Raw genomic sequence first — 19,768 nt, forward strand, 5'->3', positions numbered from 1 at the left:
CGGGAGCCCCTCTCCCCCACGGGGCGGCGGCGGGGGGGCTTCCGCCCGCCCGGGGGGCGGCCCGCACGCCCCGGGTACGCCTGGGCCGGCGGCGCGGCCGGGCGGACCGGGTCCGTGCGCGGGGCCGGGCCCGCCCGCACCACCATGGCCGGCTGGGAGTACCGCAACGACGCGGGTTGGGTGCACGTGGGGGACCCGTCCGGCCGGGGGGCGAACCCGGCAGGTCCGGGGGCCGTGCCGCCGGCCCCCGCGCCGCCCACCTGTGCCGATGGCACCTGCTCCACTGACTAGGCTCTGACACCGTGTCCGCAGACAACGATCGTCCGACGAAGCAGCCGTCCGTCGCCCCCGCCCCGGGGGGCGACGGGGGAACCCCGCACGCGGAGAAGAACCCGGAGCGGACGGTGAAGAGCGAGCAGACCCGCGCGCTCATCCTGGAGACCGCGCTCCGACTGTTCGAGGAGCGCGGTTACGACAAGACGACCATGCGGGCCATCGCCAAGGAAGCCGGAGTCTCCGTCGGCAATGCGTACTACTACTTCGACGGCAAGGAACACCTGGTCCAGGGGGTCTACGACCGGATCTCCGCGGAACACAAGGCCGCCATCCGGCCGATCCTGGCCCGGGAGACCGACCTGCACGCCCGGCTGGCGGGCGTGCTGACCGCCTGGGTGGACATCGCCGAGCCGTACCACGAGTTCGCGGCGCAGTTCTTCAAGAACGCGGCCGACCCGCAGAGTCCGCTCAGCCCCTTCTCGCCGGAGTCCCGCGCGGCCCGGGACGCCGCGATCGAGACCCACCGGCAGGTGCTCGCCGGGTCGAAGACCAAGGTCCCGGAGGATCTGGCCGACGTCCTGCCGGAGCTGCTGTGGCTCTCCCAGATGGGGCTGGTCCTGTACTGGGTGTTCGACCGTTCCGAGGGGCGCGAGCGGAGCCGGCGGCTGGCCGCGCGGGGTTCCCGGCTGACCGCGCGGACGGTGGGACTGGCCCGCTTCCGGCTGCTGCGGCCCCTGGTCCGCGAGGTCCACGAGCTGTTCACGGACTTCGGGCCCCCGTTCGACGGGCCCGCGGCGGGCAAGGGCCCGGAGCCGACGTCGGGCGCCTGACCGAACGTACCGGGCCTACGGGGCCTACGGGGCGGCGGGGGAAACCCGCCGCCCCGTCGATCGCCCGGCGGCGGGCGTTCAGTGCACGTCCGCGCCGTCCTCCGCCAGCTCCACGTCCTGGACGAGCGGACCGTCACCGGTCGTCACCCGCCGGGTGTGTTCCGCCCCGCCCTCCTCCGTCACGCCGAGCAGATACGCACCGGGTGCGGGCGCGGCGAGCACGTAGGAGCCGTCCGCCAGGGACCGCACCCGGTCGAGCGCGGCGCCGTCGATCGACCGCAGGGTCACCACCGCGCCGGCCACCGGTCCGCCCTCCACCGTCCGGACGAAACCGTGCACCGCGCTGCCCCCGGTCACCGCAGCAGCACCCGATCGACCGGCGCCCGCCGGACCGGTGCCCGACGGCACCTCGGAGCCCTCCACCGCCAGGTGCGGCAGCCGCCGGTCCAGCCAGCCGGGCAGCCACCAGTTGGACCGCCCCAGCAGGTGCATCAACGCGGGGACCAGCGCCGTGCGCAGGATGAACGCGTCGACGGCCACGGCCACCGCGAGCCCGGCGCCCGCCACCACCGCCTGCATGTCGCCGCTCAGCACGAACGCGAGGAACACGCAGATCATGATGAGCGCGGCGGAGTTGATGACCCGGCTGGTCTCCGCGAGCCCGACCCGTACCGCCCGCGCGTTGTCCTTGGTGTGCATCCACTCCTCGTGCATCCGGCTGACCAGGAACACCTGGTAGTCCATCGACAGGCCGAACAGCAGCGAGAGCATGATGACCGGCAGGAAGGCCGAGATGGGCCCCGAGCGGTCGAGCCCGATGAGTTCCAGGCCCCAGCCCCACTGGAAGACGGCGACCACCACCCCGAAGGAGGCCGCCGCCGCGACGAGGTTCATCACCGCGGCGGTGAGCGGGACGAGCAGGGACCGGAACGCGATCAGCAGCAGGAAGAAACCGAGACCGACGATCGCGGCGACGAAGTACGGCAGCCGCTCCCCCGTCTTCTCGGCGAAGTCCTTGAACACGGCCGTCACCCCGCCGACGTGGCCGTCCACGCCGGCCTGCGGCAGGTGGTCGTCGCGCAGCCGGTCGATCAGCCGGTCCGTGTCCAAGGACTGCGGTGAGGTGGTGGGCACGATCTGGACGAGGGACACGCCGCCCGCGGGAGGCAGGGCGACGACCCGCGCCACGCCCTCGTCGCCCTCGACCCGCGCCGTCAACCGTCGCACCGCGTCCGGCCGCGCGTCCTCGGCGACGACGACGAGCGGACCGTTGAAGCCCGGACCGAACCCGTCCGCCAGCAGGTCGTACGCCTGGCGCGTGGTCTGGTCCTCCGGGTGGTTGCCGTGGTCGGTGGCGCCGAGCCGTAGCGACAGCACCGGCAGCGCCAGCACGGTCAGCGCCACCACGGCGAGGGCGATCAGGGACCTCGGCCGCCGTTGCACCTGGGCGGACCAGCGCACGGCGAGCCCGCTGGTGGCCCCCCGCTCGGGTCCCTGTTCGGCGAGGCGGCGGCGCTGGCGGCGGCTGAGCACCCGGGGTCCGAGGAACCCGAGCAGCGCGGGGAGCAGGGTGACGGCGGCCAGCACGCTCAGCACCACGGTCAGGGTCGTCGCGATGACGACCCCGTCCAGGAAGCGCAGGTTCATCACGAGCATGCCCGCGAGCGCGATGCAGACCGTGGCGCCCGCGAAGACGACCGCGCGCCCCGCGGTGTTGAGGGCCACCCCCACCGAGGTCACCGGGTCCTCGCCGTGCAGCAGCGCCCGCCGGTGCCGGGTCACGATGAACAGGGCGTAGTCGATGCCGACCCCGAGTCCGACGAGGGAGCCCAGCAGCGGGGCGAGGTCGGGTATGCCCGTGCCGTGGCTGAGGAGCATCGTGCTGAACAGCCCGATGCCGACGCCGAACACGGCGACCACGATCGGCAGCAGCATCGCGAAGAACGAGCCGAAGGCGAGGAACAGGACGACCGCGGCGGCGGCGATGCCGACGAGTTCGGACGTCCCGCCCGTGGCCTGCTGGATGCGGGCGATGGCCTCTCCGCCCACTTCGACCCGGAGGCCGTCGCCCGCGGCTGCCCCCGCGGTGTCGACGACGGCCTCGGCCAGTTCCGTCGGCACCGAGTTCGCCCGCTCGGCGAACGCCACCTCGGCGTAGGCGGTGCGGCCGTCCTCGCTGATCCGGGCGGCGGCACCCGGTTCGTCCCCGTAGGGGCCGTTGACCGCTCCGATGCCGTCCATGCCGGCGATCTCGCGCAGCGCCGGCTCGATCCGGGACCGTACGTCCGCGTCGCGCACCGAGCCGTCGGCGACCCGCCACACCACCGTGCCGGCGTCCCCGGCGCCGCCCGGACGGGCCTTCTCCAACAGTTCGTTCGCCCGGGTGGAGTCCGTCCCGGGGAGGGCGAAGTCGTTGGAGTAGTCGCTCCCCGCCGAGGTACCGACGGCCCCCACGCCGAACAACACCCCCACCCACAGCACCAGGACCACCAGCCGGTGCCGGTAGCACCAGCGCGCCAATGCCGTCACGTCGTCCGCTCCTTCTGTCGTCCGGGCGGCGGCCGTCGGTGCCCGTGCGGCGCCCCCGACCGTCGCCCGGAAGGTGTTCCGTTCCCCCGGGTCAGGGGCCAGCATCGGGCGGGCGGCGCCCCGGCGGGGAGGTCGCAGCGGTGATCCCCAGCCAACTCCCAGGGCTCCCAGGCAACTCCCAGGGCTCCCAGCCGATCCCCAGGGCTCCCAGCCGGCTGACAGGGTTCACAAGGAACTCCCAGCTTCGACCCGCCCGCACGGCGCGGTGCCCACCGATACTGAGGGAATGACCGAGTCAAGCCAGTCGCCCCGCGGGGACGTGCGAGGGGCGCGGGTCCTCGTCGTGGAGGACGAGCCGAGCATCGCCGACGTCCTGTCCATCGCCCTGCGCTTCCACGGCTTCGACGTGTCGACCGCCGCGACCGTCCGCCAGGCACGCCACCTCGCCGAACACGTCCGCCCGGACGCGGTCCTGCTCGACGTGATGCTGCCGGACGGCGACGGCCGCGAACTGGGGCGCGAACTGCGGTCGGCGCTGCCCGAGGCGGGCATCGTCTTCGTCACCGCGCGGGACGCACCCGCCGAGGTCGTCGGCGCGCTGGGCTTCGGCGACGACTACATCACCAAGCCGTTCCACATCGACGAGGTCGTCGCCCGGATCACCGCCGTGCTGCGCCGCACCCGCCCCGCGGACGTGCTGCCCCGGCGCGCACCGCTGCGCCACGGCGACCTGGAGTTGGACGAGACGACGTACACGGTGCGCCGGGGCGCCCGCAGTGCCCAGCTCACCCCGACCGAGTACGCCCTGCTGCGCTTCCTGGTCCGCAACGCCGGGCAGATCGTGCCGAAGGAGGACCTGCTGCGTCATGTGTGGCAGTACCAGCACCCGGCCGAGTCGACCGTCGTCGAGACGTACATCAGCTATCTGCGGCGCAAGCTCGGGACCCTGGGGCCGCCGCTGATCACGACCCGGCGCGGCGTCGGCTACGGGCTCACCTGAGGGCCCGGCGGTGACCTACTGTTCCTCCTGGCGACGGTTCCCGCACCGGGGAGCGCACTCGCTGCGGGCGAAGCTGACCCTGGTCAACGTGGCGCTGTTGATGTGCGCCATCGCGGTGGCGTGCGTGGTGAGTCTGATGGGGATGCGTCACTTCTTCCTCGACACCATCGACAAACAACTGGCCTCGACGCGCGACTCGATCGCGGGGTCCAGCCTCACCGTGCAGCAGATCGAGGCGCTGAGCACCCTGGGCATCGCCCTCGACGAACTGTCGCCCGACAGCGACGACCGGGGGCTGCTGCCGCACTCGGACTTCCAGTTCGTCGCCATCGACCCGTCCGGCGCGGCGATCCGGGTCGCCGGACTGGAGCCGACCGGCCGGCAACACGCTCTCGCGGCGGCCGTGGACGACGCGGCGCGGCTGGCCCGCTCCGACGGGCCGGTGGACGTCACCTTGGACGGCGAGCCGTTCCGTGCGACGGCGGCGACCCTGGACGACGGGACGACGGTGGTGCTGGCCGGGTCCACGGGGTTCATCCACACCAACATCCGCAAGGCGGTGAAGTTCGACCTCGGGATGAGCACGGTCCTGCTGGGGCTGCTCGCGGTGCTCACGATGATCGGCGTGCACCACCGGCTGCGGCCCCTGGAGGACATGGTCGAGACGGCGTCCGCGATAGCCGACGGGGACCTGACCCGGCGGGTGCCGTCCAGCCGTCATACGGCCACCGAGGTGGAGCAGTTGCGGCTCGCGCTGAACTCGATGCTCCAGCAGGTGGAGACGGCCTACTCGACCCGGGAGCGCAGCGCCGAACAGTTGCGGCAGTTCGTCGCGGACGCCTCGCACGAGTTGCGCACCCCGCTGTCGGCGATCCGCGGCTACCTCCAGCTCTTCGACCGGGGGATGTTGAACGCGCCCGACGACCGGGAGCGGGCCTGGTCGCGGATCAACTCCGAGGTGGACCGCATGCACCGGCTGGTGGACGAGCTGCTGATGCTCGCCCGGCTGGACCAACGCGCCGAACTGCGCCTGCGGAACACCGATGTGTGCGCCCTGGTGCGGGACGCGGCGGCCGACCTCCGGGCCCAGCAGCCGGAGCGGCCCGTGACGGTACGGGCCGACGGGGTGCTGTTGGTGCACGCGGACGAGTCCGGGCTGCGCCAGGTGCTGGGGAACCTGGTGGGCAACGTGCGGGTGCACACTCCGCGGGACGCGCCCGTCGAACTGTCGGTCCGCCGGACGGACGAGACGGTGACGGTGACGGTGGAGGACCGCGGTCCGGGGCTCGCCGAGGAGGACGCCGTACGGGTCTTCGACCGGTTCTTCCGGGCGGGCGGCGGGGCGGGCAGCGGGCTGGGGTTGGCGATCGTCCGGGGGGTGGTCGACGCGCACGGGGGACGGGTCACGGTGCGCAGACGCTCCGGGGGCGGGCTCGCGGTCGTGGTCGCCCTGCCCGCGGGGCCCGGCGGCACGGGCTACCGGGACGAGACGTCGGGCGGTTCCTCGACGGGCGGTCCCGCACCCGTTCCGGATGCCGGACCCGGGCCGCCGTCCTCGCTCACGCCACCGACACCGTGACCGGTGCCGTCGCCCTGGTCTCCCTCGTCATCGCCGTCGTCACTACCCTCCGGGGCCGTGGGCAAGGGGAGTTGGCGGGCGGGGACCAGGGCCCACACCGTCGTTCCGCGCCGCCCCCCGTGCCAGACGCCCCACACTTCGGTGAGGGCTTCCAGCAGTCGCCTCCCGCGCGCGGGGCCGGCGCCGGGACCGTCGACCCGGTTCGCCGCGCCGGGTACGGTCCCGTTCTCGTCGGTGACCTCGATGAAGCAGCCGCCGTCGGCGAGCACGGTGACCGCGACCTCGAACTCCCGCTCCAACAGGGGCCCGTGGCGCACCGCTTCGGTGACGAGTTCGGAGACGAGCAGCACCGTGTCGTCGAGCGGGCCGTCGCCCTCGGTCCGTCCCCAGGCGATGAGGTGCTCGCGCACCCGGTGCCGGGCCAGGGCGACGGACGCCGGATGTCGGGGCAGCCGGAACGCGATGCGACGCGGCATCTCCCCTCCTCCACCACATACGGCACGGAACTCCCATGGTTCCCACGGGTCCGACACATGATGCAGGCTCACGGGGTCGCCGGGAGCTCGATGAGCGTCACGTATCCGTGCCGATCCGGCCGTGTCCGCTCAGCGGGGCACCGAACGGGGGCGAACCGGGCGGCGGGTGCGCCGTCAGACCCGGGCGAGCGTCCAGAGCCGTAGCAGTCCGGTGCCGTCGGTGAGGTACTGGCCGCCCGTGATGCCGGCCCGGGTGAGCACGTACTCCTTGCGCTGCCAGAGCGGGATCACCGGGACGTCCCGCGCGACGACCGTCTGGAGTGCGCGCAGGGCGCCCGCGGCCCCGGCCCGGTCCTCGAACCGTTGGGCGTCCCGGACCAGTCGCTGCGCCTCGGGTTCCGCGTACCCGTTGCGCACGATCGCCCCGCTGCCCACCAACTGCGCCGTGTAGGTGTCCGGATCGGGGTAGTCGGGCACCCACGACACGGCGTACGCGTCGAGCCGGCCCTCCGCGTACGTCCGCCGGAACTCCCCCCACTCGTAGGCCGTGATCCGCATCCGGAACAGCCCGGTCGCCTCCAACTGGCGTTTGACCTCGGCGGCTTCGTCCGCAGCGGACGAACCGCGGGCGTGTCCGTAGTGGAAGGCGAGCGGCACCTCCACACCCGCGTCCCGCAGCAGCTTCCGCGCCCGCCGGACGTCGACCTCGGGGTACTCGTCGAAGAACGAGGTGGTGTGACCGTGGATGCCGCGCGGGATCAGCGAGTACAGCGGGGTGACGGTGCCCCGGTAGGTGACCGCCGCCAACGCCTCCCGGTCGAGGACGGCCGCGACCGCCCGCCGCACCTGCCGGTCGGCGAGCCCCGATCCCGGGCGCACGTTGAGGACCAGGTTGCGGGTCTCGGCACTCGCCGCCTCGCTCAGCCGGTGGTCGGTGGCGGAGGGCCGCAGCGCGGCGAGGGCCGCGGGCGGCAACTGCCGGGCGGCGACGTCGATCTGCCGGCCGCGCCACGCCGCGTCCAACGCCTCGGGGTCCGCGTAGTACCGCAGCACGACGGGCCGGCCGCCCGCGGGGACGGCGCCCCGGTAGCGGACGTTGGGCGAGAGCTTCGCGGCGCTGCCCGGCCGGTACGAGGTGAGCGTGTAGTGCCCGGAGCCGTCGGCCCGGTCCCCGGTGCGCAGCGCGTCCGCCGGGTACCGGGTGGAGTCGACGATGGAGCCCGCGGCGGTGGCGATCCGGTACGGGAAGGTGGCGTCCGGGCGGGCGAGCCGGAAGGTGACCGTGCGGCCGTTCGCCTCCACCGCGTCCAGGCCGGCGAACAGGGCGGCCGGACCGACCTTCGCCCTGATGGTCCGCACCCGGTCGATGGAGTGCTTCACGTCCGCCCCGGTGACCGTGCGACCGCTGGGGAACGTGAGCCCCGGCCGCAACTCGCACTGGTAGGTCCGCAGCTCCGGCCCGATGAAGTCGCACCGGCTCGCCGCGTCCGGCACCGGTTCCACTTCACCGGGCCGGAAGGTCAACAGCGACTGGAAGAGGTTGCCGTGCAGCGCCCAGGAGCCCGCGTCATGGGCGCCGGCCGGATCGAGCGAGATGACCTGGTCCGAGGTCCCGACCGTGACCGACCCCGCGGTCTCCTCGCGCTCCGGGAGGAGGCTCCAGGCCCCCGCCCCGGCGGTGATCAGCGCCGCTGTCGACGCCAGGACCCGCAGCCGAACCGATCGCATCCACGCGCCCCTCCCCGGTGAGGTGCGTCACTCAACCACAGGGGATTCCTGTGAGGGAAGGGGTGTTGGGGAGCTGTGGGGTCACGCCTGGAGGGAGGCGAGTTCGACCACGGTGATGTCGGACTCGGCGCCCACCCGCACCGGCGGCCCCCACGCCCCGGCCCCGCGGGTGACGTACAGCTGGGTGTCCCCGTAGCGCTCCAGGCCGGCCAGGGTCGGGTTCTGGAGTCCGGCGAGGTAGTTGACGGGCCACAGCTGGCCGCCGTGGGTGTGGCCGGACAGTTGGAGGCCCACTCCGTGCCGTACGGCGTCGTGGATCACGATCGGCTGGTGGGCGAGGAGCACCGAGGCCCGCCGGGGGTCGCGGTCGCCGAGCGCCCGCACGAAGTCGGGGCCCTCCCCCTCGGCCTCGCCCGCCGGGTCGTTGACCCCGGCGAGGTCGAAGGCCGGCAGTTCGACGCGACTGTTCTCCATCGGGTGCAGTCCCAGGTCGCGCACCTCGTCCACCCACTGCTGGGCGCCGGAGAAGTACTCGTGGTTGCCCGTGACGAAGTACGTCCCGTGTTTCGCCCGCAGGCGCGCCAGCGGCTCGGCCGCCGGGCCGAGGTCCGCCACGTCGCCGTCGACCATGTCGCCCACGATGGCGATCAGGTCGGGCTGCGTGGAGTTGATCGTGCGCACCAGTCGCTGGGCGAAGGACCTGCCGAGGATCGGGCCGAGGTGGATGTCGCTGACCACCGCGATGCGGAAGCCGTGCGCCGCCCGGGGCAGCTTGGCGAGCGGCACGGTCACCCGCTTCACCGCGGGACCGTTCAGCACGCTGTACGCACCCGCTCCGACCGTTGCCGTGGCGGCGGCCACGGCGGTCCCGGCGACCGCCCGGGACAGGAACAGCCGTCGCGACGGGGTGAGCGGCGCGGACGCCCCGTGCGGCGCGGGGCCCTCCGGCGTGGGGTGCTCGGGTGTGGGGTGCTCGGGTGTGGTGACCTCCGGCGTGGGGTGCTCGGGCGCGATGGCCTCCGGCACCGGGCCGAGCGCCGCCGACAGGGGGGCCGCGGGCGCGCCGTCCGACGCGCCGGGGTCGGCGTCCGGACCGGGCGCCGCCTGCTGGTCGTTCTGTTTCCGCTGGTCACGTCGGGCGAGGAACCGTCGTAGCAGGGGGCGGACGGGTTCCCCCACGGCCAGGGCGAGCACCAGGTACAGCATCAGGGCCAGCCACAGGTAGCCCGGCCAGGCGAGCACCCGCTCCAGCCAGAAGGGCGCGCCGGCCCGTCCGCTGGTGAGGCCCGCGACCATCAGCGCGGGCCCCACGAGGAACACCGTCGTGCCGACCCGACGGGCGACCGTGCCCCGGAGGGTGGTGTCCCGCACCACGCGTCTCCACACGTACCACTGGAGAGCGGCGATCACCGTGAGGGCGACCAGGCCGACCAGAATCGCGACGACCATCGCACCGCCCCTTCGCTGCACTGATTACGGAAGGGGTAACTGCGTCACCGAGCACCTGAGTTCCCCGAACGCCCGAGACGTTCCCGGCAATCGGTGTGACGCGCGCGACATCCGGAGCGTCACACCGGACCCGGGGACGTCGTCGTCGCCGTACCGAGGCGGCGCCGGTGCGCCCGCTGCCGGCAGGTCGCTCCGCAGTAGCGGGCCGGCCGGCCGGTGCTGCGGGCCGGGAGTCGGTCCCCGCACCACTCGCACCACGACACCGTGTCGAGCAGTCCCGGCGCGTCACGAAAAGCCTGCCCTTGCGTGACAGATACGGGAGTCCGCGGGCTGCGCAGGCCGTCCAGGGCCAGCCGCACCATCCGGGTGGCGCCGTGCCGATCGGGGTGGGCGGCCCGCATCGCCGCGCACCCCACGGTGAGCGCGGCGACGTCGTCGGTGCTGAGATCGGCGCGGACCCCGCCGACCTGCTGGGCCGCGCCGAGCAGCGCGCCGAGCGCCTGGTGGAACCGTCGGGCCGCCGCGGCCAGGCCGGGGCGCGGCCAGTGCGTCTGGGCGGTCAGGGCGTCGCACACGGGCTGGCGGCCGTGGGACGTCTCGACGACCTCCAGGAGGAAGCCGAGGAGCGCGGCGACGGGTTCGGCGCGGGCCGCCCGCTGCCGCGCGGTGTCCACCAGGGCGTCGACCCGCTGCACGAGCACGGCCTCCAGCAGGATCTCCTTGCTGGGGAAGTGCCGGTACACCGTGCCGGCGCCGACCCCCGCCCGCCGGGCGATCGCACTGAGCGAGACCTCCAGGTCGTGTTCGTCGAACGCCCGTGCAGCGGCGGCGAGCACCTTCGCGCGATTGCGACGGGCGTCCGCCCTACCGGCGTCCCGGGGAGCTGCGGTCATGTCACGTAATCCCTTGTCCGTGTCGCTCAACCGGGTGGAGCATTCCACATCACCCCCGGGCCCAACCCCCTCGTGACCACCGGCCACCCCGGGGGGTGGAGGACGACATGAGCACGGACGGCTTGATCGTCGTGACCGGTGCGACCGGTCGACAGGGCGGCGCCACCGCACGACGGCTGCTGGCGGCCGGCCGGCCGGTGCGCGCACTGGTACGGGACCCGGCCGCGCCCGCCGCCAGGGCGCTGGAAGCCGCGGGAGCGGAGTTGGTGCGCGGTGACTTCGACGACGGGTCGAGCCTGCCCGCCGCGCTGGACGGAGCAGCGGGACTGTTCGCCGTGCCGCCCGTGGTGTTCGGACCGGCGGGCTCCGACACGGAGCGGGAGTTCGCCCGCGGCCGGGCGCTGGTCGACGCCGCCGCCGCGGTGGGCGTCGCGCACGTCGTGTTCACGGGCATCGCGTCCACGTCGGGTCGCCGCCTGCCCGGCTCCGAGGGCAAGACCCGCATCGAGGAGCACCTGCGCGAGCGGATCGGGGCGGTGACCGTGTTGCGTCCGGTGCGGTTCATGTCGAACTACCTCGGTGGGACGGGTGTCGGTCTCGACGGGATCGTCCGGGGCGTGCACCGGCACGTCTTCTCGCCGGACGCACCCGTCCAGCTCATCGCGGTGGAGGACGTCGCCGAGTTCGCCGCGCTCGCCTTCGACCGGCCGGACCGGTTCGCGGGGCGCAGCCTGGAGCTGGCCGGCGACGCGCCCACCCCGACCGAGGCCGCCGCGGCGATCAGCAGGGCGATCGGTGCCCCGGTGCGCTACGAGCAGCTGACCCGCTCCGAGGCCGCCGCGCTCAGCCCCGAGATCGCCCGGGTCCGGGAGCAGTGGGCGGCGGGGTCGCGCTGGCACGCCGACATCGAGGCGCTGCGCGTCATCCGTCCCGGGCTGCGCACGCTGGCGGACTGGCTCGCCGAGTCCGGCGCCGACCTGCTCCGCGAGGGGGTCCGGGAAGCGGCGTGGCCTCTGCCGACCGGCGTAGGAGGGCCGAGCGGCGGTGCGATTTCTGTGCCGATCGGCGGATGGGAGGGCGGGGGCTCCCGGAGCGAAGCTTGAGCTGTTCGACCGACCACGGCAGCACAGCCCCCCTCCGGAATCCGGGAGTTCAGCATGCGCAGCACCACGATCGGCACCGCGGCAGCCGCCGCCGACCTCGCCGGAGCCGTCCGTACCGGTTCCGCTCCCGCAGCCCCGGCCGCCGCACCCCGAGTGCCCCGGGTGCCCCGGTCCGTGCGGCTGGCGGCGCACGCCGCCGCGCTGACCCTGGTGCCGTCGGGGCTGTGGCGCGTCGCCATCGCCCTGGGCTGGGACTCCGGCTTCACCGACGAGTACCTGCGGCCGGAGAACTTCCCCAGCCTCGAATCCTTCTACCTCATCGGCTTGAGCCTGTTCGCCGAGGCGATCGGACTGCTCACCCTGGGCCTGATCCACCGGTGGGGCGAGGAACTGCCCCGCTGGGTACCGGTCCTGGGCGGCCGGCGGATACCCGTGCTGGCGGCGGTGGTCCCCGCCTCGATCGGCGCGGCGCTCGTCACCCTCATCACCGTCGTCGGGGCGTTCGGCTGGAACGACACCGACAACATGAGTGGCCCCGGAGCCCCCGAAGGCGTCCACTACTGGGTGATGACCGCCAGCTATCTGCCCCTACTGGCCTGGGGCCCGCTGCTGGCCGTGGTCACCGTCGCCTACTACCGCCGTCGGCGTCGGAGCGGCTGAGTCCGCAGGGGCGTCGACCCCCGCGGACCACGCGGCGCCGCCCCGACGACGCGGCCCGTCGCTGCGGGTCAGTCCTGGCGGCCGGTGACCTCGATGAGGTGCTGACCGAACTGGGTCCGCACCGGGCCCTGCACCGTGCCGACCGGGGCGGAGAAGACGACCTGGTCGAACTCGGGAACCATCTGCCCCGGGCCGAACGACCCCAGGTTGCCGCCGTCGCGCGACGAGGGGCAGGAGGAGTGCTGCCGGGCGAGCTCGGCGAAGTCGGCTCCGCCTTCGATCTGGGTCTTCAACTCCAGCGCCTGGGTCTCGGTCTTGACCAAGATGTGGCGCGCGGTAGCCCTAGCCATGTGTAACACCCTTTCGAGTTCCTGATGAACGCCGTCAAGGGTACGCGCCGGGCCGAGCGGTCCCGGGCCGCTTCGGGGCCGCTTCGGGGCCGCTTCGGGAGGGTCTCCGGGCGGGGCAGCGCTCGGGGCAGCGGGCCGGGGGCCGCGAGCCTCGCGGACGAGGTCCTACCCCCGCGGTGTGAGTCCCAGCGACGCGAGCAGGTCGAGCAGCTCCTCGCGGTAGACCTTCTCGGGCTCCCGCGTCTGATGGCGCAAGTGTCCGTACACCTCAAGGGCGACCAGTCCGTGGAGACGCCCCCACACCCGCAGGGCGAGCGCGACCGCCGCGGGGGGGCAGGCCGGGGAACTGCTCGCGCACCAGGGCCACCAGGTGCGGGTCGAAGTCGGACCTCCTCGGCGGCTTCGCCGAGAGCCCCGGCCTCCTCGTCGCCGCCCGGGCGGTCCAGGGCTTCGGCGCCGCGCTGCTCACCCCCGCCACCCTGACCCTGATCAACACCCGGTTCGCCGAAGGCCCGGCGCGCTGCTCGGCGGCGTGCTCACCCAGGCCTGGGGCTGGGAGTGGGTACTGTTCGTCCTCGTCCCGCTGGCCCTGCTCGCGGCCGTCGCGGCTCCCGGCACGCTCGCCCCCCGACGCGCGCCCGGCCGGCGCCTGCGGAAGCTTCGACGCCCTCGGTGCCGTCCTGGCCACCGCCGGTTCCTCGCTGCTCGTGCTCGGTCTGGTCAGCGGCCCGGAGGCCGGCTGGGGCTCCTTGCGCGGCGCCGGTTCGCTCGTCGCCGGCGTGCTGATCCTGGCGGTGTTCGCCCTGGTCGAGAAGCGGACCCGGAGCCCGCTCGTCCCCCTGCGGCTGTTCGGGAACCGCCGCCTGGTGACGGCCGTCCTGACCATCCTGGTCTTCCAGAGCGCCCTGGGCGGCTCGTACTACCTCTTCACCCACTACCTCCAGAGCGTGCTGTCGTACGACGCCTTGGCGGCCGGCCTGGCCTTCGTCCCGCTGGCCGTCGTCTCGATGGCCGCCTCGCTGAAGCTCGCCGGGGTGCTGCTCGGCCGGTGGGGGCCGCGGGCCACCCTCTTCACCGGCATGTCCGTCAACGGCGTCGGCATGATCGTGCTGGCACTCGCCATGTCCGCGCACGCCTCCTTCTGGGCCCTGGTCTCGGGCCTGATCGTCTGGGGCGTCGGCGGCGGCATCACCTTCCCCGCCGTGTTCGTCTGCGCCGCGACCGGGGTCGCCCCGCAGGAGGCCGGGATCGCCTCCGCGCTGGCCTCCACCTCCCAGCAGATCGGCGGCGCGCCCGGTCTCGCGCTGCTCGTCGCGCTGGCCACCGCGGGCCTCTCCGGGGACGCGGGTGTCGCCTCCGTGCTGGGCGGGCTACTCGCCTTCACCCTCCGGGGGGCCGCAGCCCGCAACCGCTCCGAACGTCGGGGGACGTGACGGGGCTTCAGCCGTCGCGGACGACGAGTCCGCAGGCGCCCGCGGCACCCGCGCGGAACACCCGGACGACCGGGGCGCCCAGGACCAGTTGGTGTGATGCGTGCAACACGCACCCCGCCGCGTACCGCTCCCGCCCGGGGAACCGCACCGTCGCGGGGGCCGGCCGGTCAGGAGCCGGCGCGCAGGGCGCGGACGCCACGCAACCCGATCACTCCCACGACCGTCCCCAGAACAAAGGAGACGATCGCGAGCAGCAGGTGGACCCAGAAGTAGCCGGTGGGGTCACCCGCGTCGTCGAAGGCGAGTCCGCTGCCGTCCTTCCACAGGTTCTTGGCGAAAGTGATCCAGATGACCCAACTCCACACCCCGAAGGCGAGCAGGAACCAGGACACGGGGCGGCTGAGCTTCATGGGTTCAGTATCGCGCCCGGGTCGACGGTCCCCTCGCGCGGGTCGTGCGGAGCGAGCGGGTGATGCGGGGCGTGCGGGTGGTACGGGGCGTGCGGGGCGTTCCGTGGGGACCTCGCTCACGGGATTCCCAGGAAGGGCCGGTACCTTCTCGTCCGTGTCCGCCTTCCTCTCCCCCACCAGGCGAGTGGCCGCCGTGTTGGTCGCCACCGCCCTGTCCGTGTCCGCCCTGGCTCCCGCCGCGTACGCCGACGAGAAACCGAAGGACAAGAAGGGGGCGGAGAAGGAGATACGTCCGCCGAGCGCGATGTCGACGGTGGGCGGCGCGCGGCTCGGCACGCCCGGCACGCAGGTGGACCTGGGCTCGGGCGCGCCCGTCCTGCCCAAGGACCTGTCGGGCCGGTCCTGGATCGTCGCGGACGCCGAGTCGGGTGACGTGCTGGCCGCGCACAACGCGCACTGGAGGCTGGCGCCCGCGAGCACGTTGAAGATGCTGTTCGCGGACACCCTGATGCCGCGGTTCCCCAAGAACCGGACCCACAAGGTGGTGCCGTCCGACCTCGCGGGCATCGGATCGGGGTCGAGCCTGGTCGGCATCAAGGAGGACCAGACCTACACCGTCAACGACCTGTGGCTCGGGGTCTTCCTCCGCTCCGGCAACGACGCCGTGCGGGTCCTCGCCGCGATGAACGGCGGCATCCCGCGGACCGTCGCCGACATGCAGCGGCACGCCGAGGAGCTCCAGGCGCTGGACACGAAGGTCGTCTCGCCGGACGGGTACGACGCGGCCGGGCAGGTGTCCTCCGCCTACGACCTCACCCTGATCGCCCGGTCGGGCCTCCAGAAGAAGGACTTCCGCGAGTACAGCGCGACGCTGCGGGCCAAGTTCCCCGGCGAGGCCGTGAAGCCCAAGAAGGGCAAGAAGACCAAGAAGCGTCCGACGTTCGAGATCCAGAACACCAACCGGCTGCTCAGCGGCGCCTACGGGCTCAAGCCCTACCGGGGCATCGCGGGGGTCAAGAACGGCAACACCACCAATGCGGGCGCCACCTTCACCGGGGTCGCCGAACGCGACGGCCGGGTACTGCTGGTCACCGTGATGAACCCCTCCTCCAAGGAGTCCCACGCCGTCTACCAGGAGACCGCCCGCCTCCTGGACTGGGGTTTCGCCTCCCACGGCAAGGTCACCCCGGTCGGTGAACTGGTCCCGCCGAAGGGCGTGGACCCGACGGACGGCAAGAACGCCGACTCCGGGGCGGGACAGGCCGGACAGCCGGGCTCCGCCGACCCGTCCGGCAAGGGCACCACCGCCAAGGTCGCCTCCGAGCAGTCCTCCGGCGGCATGGGCATCGCACTGGGCATCGCGGGCGGCGTCCTGATCCTCCTCGCCGGCACGGTCTTCCTGATCAACCGCCGCTGGCCCGCCCGGGGCCGCTGAGGTCCACCCCGCCCACGCGTCCCTACCGGCCCGGCGCCTCGGCGCCGGGCCGTGTCGCGGGCGGCCCCCCGGAGTCGTCGTGCGTTCCGGAAGCCGGGGCCGCCTGCCGGCGGGTCGCGGTCCAGGCCGCGCAGTAGAGCAACAGCTTCGCCGTGAAGTTGATCCACAGCATCAGCGCCACCGGCACCCCGAACGCCCCGTACATGCTGCGTCCGGCGACGTCCTTCATGTAACTGCCGATCAGCATCTTCAGCAGCTCGAACCCGGCGGCCCCCAGGAGCCCCGCGATCACCAGGTCGCGGCGGGCGGGCTGCACCCCGGGCAACAGCGTCAGGACGTACAGGAGGACGAGGAAGTCGGCGAGCACCGCCACCGTGAACGCGAGCGCCTGGAGCACCGCCCCGCCGGCCCCCGACTCCTCGACCCCGATCAGCCGCGCGCCCCAGCCGACGGCCGTGGAGGCGAGCGTGGAGGCCACCAGCGAGACCAGCCCCGCGCCCCCGAGCCCGGCCAGCACCCCCGCGTCCTTCACCTTGCGCAGGACGGGGTTCTCCTCGACGTCGGGCAACTTCCACACCGCGCGCAGACAGTCCCGCATCGCGCCGACCCACCCGATGCCGGTGAACAGCAGCAGGGCTCCCGCGATCAGTCCGACGGTCCCGGCGTTGGCGACGAGTCCGGCGATGTCGAGCTGACCGGAGATGCCCGGCACCTGCTCGGCGATCTTCTCCTCCAGCTTGTGCTGCCCCTCGCTGTCCAGGGTCGCCGCGGCGACCGCCGCGGCAACGGTGATCAGGGGGAACAGCGCCAGGAAGCTCAGGAAGGTCATGGCCGCCGCGAGCCGGGTCCAGGCGACCTCCTCCAACCGTTCGTAGGCGCGCCACGCATGGGTGGTCATCAACCGCGCCACGACGGGGCCGATCCAGGGGAGGTTCTTCAGCCAGTCCACGCGGCACCTCCCCGGCGCGTCGTCGGACGCGCCCCGTCCCGTGCCGGCCACCGTCGCCGGACGCACCCCGCGCCTGCCGCACTCACCGCGCCCACCGCACTCACCGCTCTCCGCCGCGTCACCGTCCGGGTCCGGTTCGTCCGGACCCCACCGCGTTCGGGTACCCCGCGAACGCGCCACGGTAGCCACCCGTCGGCCAACCGTGCGCAACGCCGAGCCGTCCGGTGGCCCGTGGGGCTGCTGATGACTCCCGTAAAGGGAGTTTCCCGTGCGATTCCCCCCACCGCGAAAGCGACACGAGTACGGGGAGATTCGGCGCGGCAGCGGGTAGGTTGCCGTTCCGGTCACGGAGCGGAAAGCAGGAGTCCTGGTGAGCGCATCCGAAGATCAAACAGCGCGGAATGAGGAAAGTCGGGCTTCCACGCCTCCGAACGAAGGTTCGAGCAGCGTTGCGGGTCCCCCTCCCGTTCCCACCAGTGGCCCTACCGGTGGATCGGGGTCGCCGACGAATCACCCCCCGGCTAATCGGATGAGCGAGATCTTAGAGGCCGCGATCCCCGAATCGGCCGGCAAGGGGGCGGGATGGAGGGTTGCAAAAACCCTCTTCGTCATCTTGTTTTTTGTTGCGGGTGCCGTGATCACACTGAAGCTCGACCTTCTGTCCACCGACTCCCGCGTAGCGGCGGAGGACGCCGCAGGCGACAAGGTCGACGCCAGGAAAGAGGACTTCCTCGCCAAGGTCACGCCCGAGCTCAACGGAAAGGACCCGCACGACTCTTGGGTGCTTGACCGGAAACTCACCAACGAGGAGCGGGGGGAGCTGGAAAAGTTCGACGGAGAAACTGTCAGGGAAGCGTCGAGCTTGCTCCGGAAGTTCGACGCGCGAAGAATCCTCGGCGAGGCCGCTGAATACAAGCTCCAGCTGACGAGCGAGCGGAAGAACCCTGTCGTGGTCACCAAGGTGGAAGCCGAAGCCACTCGCTGCTGGGAACCCACGACGGCGAAGACCTGGGCGACGGACGGTGTGGGCGGAGTGGAACAGTGGAAAACCATTTACTTCGACCTCAAGGAAAGGGTAAAGGTGACCGCCATGACGACAAATGGCGACCTGGATGACCCCAAGATGATTCCCTTTGACGACGCCATCTCGATCGGCATGCAACAGACCCCCGGACTCATCAAGTTCAGCGGTAGATCCGAAAAGTCCTGCGAGTACAGGCTCATCCTCTCCTACAACGTCAACTCCGGAAAAACCCAGACACGCACCATCTCCAAGGACGAGGACGGAAAGAACCTACTTTTCGAAGCCAGCCCGCGAGGAAGCTACGAAACAGTGCGCCGGGAGCAGGGGAAGTGGACCTTCACTTCCACAGCACCGAAGGTGACCCCCTAGCGGGCCGGCGACCCGATGCATCGGCGCCCGGGCCGTCGGACGACGCGCCGGCCCGTCGGGCGACGCGCGGGGCCCGGGCGGCGAGCGCCCGGGCCCCTGACCGGCACGGCGTCAGGCCGACGAACCGTCAGCCGGTGGCCGCACCGCGTCGACCGCGGTCATCGCATGCGGGCCATACACGCGCCCGTCACCGGCCCGGCGACGGGACCGAGCAGCGCGCCCAGCACGGGCACCAGCACCGCGCACGCCAGCAGGCGCGGCGCGGTCCTGCGCACCGGCCGGCGGCGTCGCGGCACCGCGCCGACCGTCCGGGTCCTCGGCACGGCCCGACCGAGCACGTCCGCGGTCCGCACCCGCGTCACGGCGGCGGACGCCACCGCCGTGGCCGCCTTCGGCACCGCGGCCGTCCGCGGCGCCGCAGACGGTGCCGTCGGTGCCGTGGCCGTCTGCGCCCTGCGCGCCTGCGGCGCCGCGGTGACCGCCTGCGAGACCTCCCGGGCCGCGTTCAACAGCCGTACCGCCTGCGAGACCTCCCGCGCGGCGTCCACCCAGCGGGCCGCCCGCGACACGACCGAGGCGCCGGCCCGCGAGGCCACCGCCGCGCCCGCTTCCGAGGCGCCCCGGACCGCTGCGGTGACCGGAGCGGACGTGAGCGCCGCCGACATCGGTCCCGCCGTCACCAGCGCCCGGAACATCCAGGGCGCGCCCAACTTCGCGGTGACCGCGCCCAGCGCGGCACCTGCCACCACGTCCGTCGGGTAGTGCACGCCGACCACCATCCGCGACACGCACATGGCCGCCGCGAGGGGCGGCAGCACCACGGCGCCGGTCGGCGAGAAGGCGCCGAAGGCGACCGCGGCGGCTGCCGCGGCCGTCGCGTGCGAACTGGGAAAGGAGTGCCGCCCGGAGGTCCACACCAGCGGCGCGGCCTCACCCGGGCGCGGCCTCCGCACCACGATCTTGATTCCCATGCTCACCGCGTGCGCCGCGAACGTCACCGTGGTGCCGCGGAGCCAAGCTCCCTTCCGCTCCTTGTCCACCGCGGCTCCCACCAGCCCGGCGGCGAGCCACAACGCGCCGTGCTCGCCGCTCCAGGACAACAACCGCGCGGCCGTCAACACTGGCGGGAACTGCCCGCAATCACGCAGTGCCGACAACAACCGCTGATCCAACTCTTGCACAGGGTCCCCAGCTTTGTTCCTACATCTGACGCCCCTACGCAACAGGCAAAGACGGCGACCCTATTGGAGGACACTCCACCAGTCGCCCATTCCA

At 73.0% G+C, this 19,768-nt stretch carries 16 protein-coding genes and 2 pseudogenes; 9 read left to right on the plus strand and 9 right to left on the minus strand.

Going from position 1 to position 19,768, the window contains the following annotated elements:
* Both ACFWIA_RS00155 and ACFWIA_RS00160 read left to right on the plus strand, forming a co-directional pair.
* Positions 1 to 291 (plus strand): annotated as a pseudogene (locus ACFWIA_RS00155) (hypothetical protein); the annotation flags it as partial.
* Between the two features lie 11 nt (positions 292 to 302).
* Positions 303 to 1,106, plus strand: coding sequence for a TetR family transcriptional regulator (locus tag ACFWIA_RS00160; RefSeq protein ID WP_386998758.1), 804 nt, complete (start codon positions 303 to 305; stop codon positions 1,104 to 1,106).
* Positions 1,107 to 1,184: 78 nt separating this feature from the next.
* Here the strand turns inward: ACFWIA_RS00160 and ACFWIA_RS00165 are convergent, their stop codons facing one another.
* Positions 1,185 to 3,626, minus strand: coding sequence for an MMPL family transporter (locus tag ACFWIA_RS00165; protein ID WP_386999164.1), 2,442 nt, complete (start codon positions 3,624 to 3,626; stop codon positions 1,185 to 1,187).
* Between the two features lie 295 nt (positions 3,627 to 3,921).
* On the opposite strand from ACFWIA_RS00165, the gene ACFWIA_RS00170 reads away from it, so the two are divergent.
* Both ACFWIA_RS00170 and ACFWIA_RS00175 read left to right on the plus strand, forming a co-directional pair.
* Positions 3,922 to 4,635 carry a response regulator transcription factor gene (locus tag ACFWIA_RS00170; RefSeq protein WP_386998760.1) on the plus strand — a complete coding sequence of 238 codons (714 nt, stop codon included), beginning with the start codon at positions 3,922 to 3,924 and terminating at the stop codon, positions 4,633 to 4,635.
* A gap of 10 nt (positions 4,636 to 4,645) precedes the next feature.
* The gene (locus tag ACFWIA_RS00175) at positions 4,646 to 6,214 is read left to right on the plus strand and encodes a sensor histidine kinase (RefSeq protein ID WP_386998762.1); all 1,569 of its coding nucleotides are present in this window, start codon (positions 4,646 to 4,648) and stop codon (positions 6,212 to 6,214) included.
* Here the strand turns inward: ACFWIA_RS00175 and ACFWIA_RS00180 are convergent.
* The 4 genes from ACFWIA_RS00180 to ACFWIA_RS00195 all read right to left on the minus strand — a co-directional run bounded on the left by ACFWIA_RS00180 (position 6,112) and on the right by ACFWIA_RS00195 (position 10,760).
* Positions 6,112 to 6,690: an ATP-binding protein gene (locus tag ACFWIA_RS00180; protein ID WP_386998763.1), complete on the minus strand. Its 579-nt coding sequence runs from the start codon at positions 6,688 to 6,690 to the stop codon at positions 6,112 to 6,114. The two genes, ACFWIA_RS00175 and ACFWIA_RS00180, sit on opposite strands and share 103 nt — an antisense overlap.
* 174 nt (positions 6,691 to 6,864) lie before the next feature.
* Positions 6,865 to 8,418, minus strand: coding sequence for an ABC transporter substrate-binding protein (locus ACFWIA_RS00185; RefSeq protein ID WP_386998765.1), 1,554 nt, complete (start codon positions 8,416 to 8,418; stop codon positions 6,865 to 6,867).
* Positions 8,419 to 8,499: 81 nt separating this feature from the next.
* The gene (locus ACFWIA_RS00190; protein ID WP_386998767.1) at positions 8,500 to 9,867 is read right to left on the minus strand and encodes a metallophosphoesterase; all 1,368 of its coding nucleotides are present in this window, start codon (positions 9,865 to 9,867) and stop codon (positions 8,500 to 8,502) included.
* A 119-nt stretch (positions 9,868 to 9,986) separates the two neighbouring features.
* Positions 9,987 to 10,760: a TetR/AcrR family transcriptional regulator gene (locus ACFWIA_RS00195; RefSeq protein WP_386998769.1), complete on the minus strand. Its 774-nt coding sequence runs from the start codon at positions 10,758 to 10,760 to the stop codon at positions 9,987 to 9,989.
* A gap of 107 nt (positions 10,761 to 10,867) precedes the next feature.
* On the opposite strand from ACFWIA_RS00195, the gene ACFWIA_RS00200 reads away from it, so the two are divergent.
* Together ACFWIA_RS00200 and ACFWIA_RS00205 are read left to right on the plus strand one after the other, a co-directional pair.
* On the plus strand, positions 10,868 to 11,863 hold the full coding sequence (locus ACFWIA_RS00200; RefSeq protein ID WP_386998770.1) for an NmrA family NAD(P)-binding protein: 996 nt from the start codon (positions 10,868 to 10,870) through the stop codon (positions 11,861 to 11,863).
* Between the two features lie 54 nt (positions 11,864 to 11,917).
* Positions 11,918 to 12,523 carry a hypothetical protein gene (locus ACFWIA_RS00205; RefSeq protein ID WP_386998772.1) on the plus strand — a complete coding sequence of 202 codons (606 nt, stop codon included), beginning with the start codon at positions 11,918 to 11,920 and terminating at the stop codon, positions 12,521 to 12,523.
* Positions 12,524 to 12,591: 68 nt separating this feature from the next.
* Here the strand turns inward: ACFWIA_RS00205 and ACFWIA_RS00210 are convergent, their stop codons facing one another.
* Positions 12,592 to 12,873, minus strand: coding sequence for a peptidylprolyl isomerase (locus tag ACFWIA_RS00210; RefSeq protein WP_385486434.1), 282 nt, complete (start codon positions 12,871 to 12,873; stop codon positions 12,592 to 12,594).
* Between the two features lie 488 nt (positions 12,874 to 13,361).
* Between ACFWIA_RS00210 and ACFWIA_RS00215 the strand changes: the two genes are divergently transcribed.
* Complete coding sequence (locus ACFWIA_RS00215; protein WP_386999167.1) at positions 13,362 to 14,306, plus strand: MFS transporter; 945 nt, start codon at positions 13,362 to 13,364, stop codon at positions 14,304 to 14,306.
* A 167-nt stretch (positions 14,307 to 14,473) separates the two neighbouring features.
* Here ACFWIA_RS00215 and ACFWIA_RS00220 read toward each other — a convergent pair whose 3' ends face one another.
* Positions 14,474 to 14,716: an SCO4848 family membrane protein gene (locus tag ACFWIA_RS00220; RefSeq protein ID WP_386998774.1), complete on the minus strand. Its 243-nt coding sequence runs from the start codon at positions 14,714 to 14,716 to the stop codon at positions 14,474 to 14,476.
* Positions 14,717 to 14,870: 154 nt separating this feature from the next.
* Between ACFWIA_RS00220 and ACFWIA_RS00225 the strand changes: the two genes are divergently transcribed.
* Positions 14,871 to 16,151 carry a D-alanyl-D-alanine carboxypeptidase family protein gene (locus ACFWIA_RS00225; protein ID WP_386998776.1) on the plus strand — a complete coding sequence of 427 codons (1,281 nt, stop codon included), beginning with the start codon at positions 14,871 to 14,873 and terminating at the stop codon, positions 16,149 to 16,151.
* 22 nt (positions 16,152 to 16,173) lie between these two features.
* Here ACFWIA_RS00225 and ACFWIA_RS00230 read toward each other — a convergent pair whose 3' ends face one another.
* Complete coding sequence (locus tag ACFWIA_RS00230) at positions 16,174 to 17,100, minus strand: YihY/virulence factor BrkB family protein (protein ID WP_386998778.1); 927 nt, start codon at positions 17,098 to 17,100, stop codon at positions 16,174 to 16,176.
* Positions 17,101 to 17,629: 529 nt separating this feature from the next.
* Here ACFWIA_RS00230 and ACFWIA_RS00235 point away from each other — a divergent pair.
* Positions 17,630 to 18,493, plus strand: coding sequence for a hypothetical protein (locus tag ACFWIA_RS00235; RefSeq protein WP_386998780.1), 864 nt, complete (start codon positions 17,630 to 17,632; stop codon positions 18,491 to 18,493).
* Positions 18,494 to 19,185: 692 nt separating this feature from the next.
* Here the strand turns inward: ACFWIA_RS00235 and ACFWIA_RS00240 are convergent.
* Positions 19,186 to 19,674 (minus strand): annotated as a pseudogene (locus ACFWIA_RS00240) (phosphatase PAP2 family protein); the annotation flags it as partial.
* Positions 19,675 to 19,768 lie beyond the last annotated feature (94 nt).

Origin of the sequence: Streptomyces sp. NPDC127068 (assembly GCF_042724695.1) — a bacterium.
Lineage (GTDB): Bacteria > Actinomycetota > Actinomycetes > Streptomycetales > Streptomycetaceae > Streptomyces.

Excerpts from the sequence above, each read along its gene's own strand:
- ACFWIA_RS00170 (WP_386998760.1), top strand. The coding sequence starts at position 3,922 with ATGACCGAGTCAAGCCAGTCGCCCCGCGGGGACGTGCGAGGGGCGCGG.
- ACFWIA_RS00235 (WP_386998780.1), top strand. The coding sequence starts at position 17,630 with ATGAGCGAGATCTTAGAGGCCGCGATCCCCGAATCGGCCGGCAAGGGG.
- ACFWIA_RS00180 (WP_386998763.1), bottom strand. The coding sequence starts at position 6,690 with ATGCCGCGTCGCATCGCGTTCCGGCTGCCCCGACATCCGGCGTCCGTC.
- ACFWIA_RS00205 (WP_386998772.1), top strand. The coding sequence starts at position 11,918 with ATGCGCAGCACCACGATCGGCACCGCGGCAGCCGCCGCCGACCTCGCC.
- ACFWIA_RS00190 (WP_386998767.1), bottom strand. The coding sequence starts at position 9,867 with ATGGTCGTCGCGATTCTGGTCGGCCTGGTCGCCCTCACGGTGATCGCC.
- ACFWIA_RS00220 (WP_386998774.1), bottom strand. The coding sequence starts at position 14,716 with ATGAAGCTCAGCCGCCCCGTGTCCTGGTTCCTGCTCGCCTTCGGGGTG.
- ACFWIA_RS00185 (WP_386998765.1), bottom strand. The coding sequence starts at position 8,418 with ATGCGATCGGTTCGGCTGCGGGTCCTGGCGTCGACAGCGGCGCTGATC.
- ACFWIA_RS00200 (WP_386998770.1), top strand. The coding sequence starts at position 10,868 with ATGAGCACGGACGGCTTGATCGTCGTGACCGGTGCGACCGGTCGACAG.
- ACFWIA_RS00210 (WP_385486434.1), bottom strand. The coding sequence starts at position 12,873 with ATGGCTAGGGCTACCGCGCGCCACATCTTGGTCAAGACCGAGACCCAG.
- ACFWIA_RS00195 (WP_386998769.1), bottom strand. The coding sequence starts at position 10,760 with ATGACCGCAGCTCCCCGGGACGCCGGTAGGGCGGACGCCCGTCGCAAT.